The organism is Aquidulcibacter paucihalophilus (assembly GCF_002105465.1).
Classification (GTDB): domain Bacteria; phylum Pseudomonadota; class Alphaproteobacteria; order Caulobacterales; family Aquidulcibacteraceae; genus Aquidulcibacter; species Aquidulcibacter paucihalophilus.
The window spans coordinates 1-1000 of sequence record NZ_NCSQ01000095.1; the positions used below are offsets into that span (position 1 = coordinate 1).

A 1000-nucleotide genomic window follows, 5' to 3' on the forward strand; every position below is an offset into this window, starting at 1 on the left:
TCAGAAGCTCACTTCTATGGACCCGCTGGCGAGCTTGCCCCTAACGCAGTGAAAGAAGCGACACGAGCATGGGGAGATGATCGTCATCACTTCAGGCTGATCATCAGTCCAGAACAAGCCGACAAGATGGAAGACCTTCAAGGCTACATCCGTGATGTCATGGGAGATGTTAGTCGGGACCTTAAGGAGCCTGCCCTCACCTGGGTCGCCATCAATCATCACGATACCGATCAGCCCCATGCCCATGTCTTGATCCGGGGCATTAGAGCCACTGGGTCCACCTTGGTCATGCCCCGGGAGATGATCAGCCAAGGCATCCGCCAGCGGGCAGAAAGCCATGCTCAGAGCCTTCTTGGCGATAAGACACGCACAGAGGCCGAACAACAGCTCTTTGGGCGTACTCGGGCAAACTATTGGACTGACATTGATCGGAAGCTTACCAAGCTGGCTGAAGCCAATGGTGGGCTACTAGCTTCAGAGGAACTCACCCGGACTGATACCTTTGGAGCTGTCGCACGGGGCCGGGTCACTCATCTTGAGCGCATGGGTCTGGTTACACGCACCAACGCTGGTGTCGCTTTTGCACCAGATATGAAGCAGCGGCTTGATACCCTTCAGCGCAGCAAGGATGAGATCCGCTCCTATTGGGACCGGGAGCGCATGGCAGCCTTTAGACTGCGTGGAACGCCCGAGCAAAGCGTGGCCATGGAAAGCGAAGCTGCACCGTCGTCCCAACGCGAGGTCGAAGCTCGCCCAGTTGTCGAGGTGGAGCACCGCTTTGATCCAACTATCGACCGCCTAACCCCGCATGATGTCATTCTTGCGCGTCGGGCGAATGGCAGGGACGCGATGGAGCCCGCCTCGGAAGCTATGGAGGCAGAACTACGCGCTCGGGCAGAGCATCTGATCAAGAACGGTCATGGGGCTGCCCAAGGCCGTGGTGTCGGCTTCAAGGCTGAAAGCTGGACACCCGCAAAAACTGCTCGCTTTGAGGCTGTTG

At 57.7% G+C, this 1000-nt stretch carries 1 pseudogene; it reads left to right on the forward strand.

The features are described from left to right. Positions 1–1000, forward strand: a pseudogene (locus B7364_RS07920) (hypothetical protein); the annotation flags it as partial.